The sequence below is a fragment of the Acinetobacter sp. ABJ_C5_2 genome, assembly GCF_044538485.1.
Taxonomy (GTDB): domain Bacteria; phylum Pseudomonadota; class Gammaproteobacteria; order Pseudomonadales; family Moraxellaceae; genus Acinetobacter; species Acinetobacter nosocomialis_A.
Window position 1 is genome coordinate 1 of record NZ_JBIUCS010000078.1, and the last position, 1568, is coordinate 1568.

Sequence of the window (1568 nt, forward strand, 5' to 3'; positions counted from 1 at the left end):
TCTCCAATGTGGATAATGTGAGTGAAAATGAGTATGTGGTAGATTTTTTTTTAAAAAAAACTAAAAATATTATTAGTTTTACATTTTCTGTGTACATTGAAAAGTATGAAGATTCTATAGACTTATACTATATATATGATCATTGGGAATTTAATTTTTTAAATGAATTTTTTATATATTTTAATAGAAATTATTGTGTGTATGAGAAATTGTTAAATGAAATTTTGGAGAGAGATTATAGCAGATCGTTGAAGTGATAAATTTACTAATTAAATTTTATTTAATAGTTTTAAAAGCAAATTATCATAATTATAAAGCTGAATAAAGAAAAAGAAGTTATTTTAATTTTAATTCAGAAGTTATAGATGTGTTAAATGCGCTTAAAATAAATTCGATATGAAGTTTTTAAAGCTTGATTATAATTATTTAAGGAGGTGTTGCTATATTTAAAGTTTTTTGAAATATTTTAAAAGATTGAAAATAAAATAAATTACCTAATGGTAAGTTGAGTACTCTTAATAAAAATACACAGGTAAAGAATTTGACTATATATGATTCCATCACTTCGGTTATTTAGGCAAGCCTCAGGAAACAATGGATCAAACATATTTAATTATTAGAAATCTGAATGTAGAGTATGAGGTGAGTTAACTTTAGCAAAGCAAGGCTTTGCACGAGCGTAAGATGAGAACTATGCTTAAAGTGCCAAAGAGGAGAGCGCAAAATCTAATTTCTTCAAAAAATAGTGAAACTATTTCGAATAAGGTCCGTTTCAAAACTCAGTATTTTGATGAAGAAACAGAATTATATTACAATTGTAACAATTTGTCTTATTTATGGGGATATCAGTAAAGACTTAAGTTGGATCATCGAATTAATTGAGTCGAACTGGTGCTTTAGGATTAAAATCGGAGTGGCAAAAGAATTGTGGAAGCTGTATATGGTACATTATCAAAAGATAATAAAGCTTATCATGTAATTATTGGTCAAAAAAACACGTATGGTAAAGAGCGCCCAGTTTGATGAGCGATTGGAAAGGAACTGTTAGAAATCATGTTAGTGGTAAATAATGAAAAACTGGGATGAGGTTTTAGAGGCTGCTTCTGCATTTGTTGCTTTTTTAGAAAAAGGAAATTTCTTTTCTAGAAAATTTCAAACGCATGGTAACTACCATATTATTAATGATGCAACCATTGGAAGAGATTATGCTTTAAATTCAAGTTTTGATAATTTTGATGAATGGGAAACCGTTTCAAACTCATATGAAGTTTTCCCAGAAAGCTTTGAGTGGAATCAAAGAATTTCAGCTAAATTAGAAAAAAATAACTTTTTTGACTTTCACATAAAAAACTTTAATGGAGCACTCAAAAAATGGGAGTATGAGGATTCTTGTTTATTAATTGAGTTAATGTATAGAGATATAGAAATAATTTTTCAATGCTATGCAAATGATTATTTTCCAAAAATTTGGAATGATATTCTAGAAGTATATTTAAATGATGGGTTTCCCTGTGGTTGGGACGGTCATTTACCAGGAGGAAAGTTAGTTGTTTTTGTGAATGAATAAT

At 27.7% G+C, this 1568-nt stretch carries 2 protein-coding genes; both read left to right on the top strand.

The features are described 5' to 3' along the window. On the top strand, positions 1–257 hold a 257-nt coding region (locus ACH8JV_RS19395; protein WP_396523272.1), incomplete at its 5' end, for a hypothetical protein. An 812-nt stretch (positions 258–1069) separates the two neighbouring features. After that, on the top strand, positions 1070–1567 hold the full coding sequence (locus ACH8JV_RS19400) for a hypothetical protein (RefSeq protein ID WP_396523274.1): 498 nt from the start codon (positions 1070–1072) through the stop codon (positions 1565–1567). Position 1568: the final 1 nt, after the last annotated feature.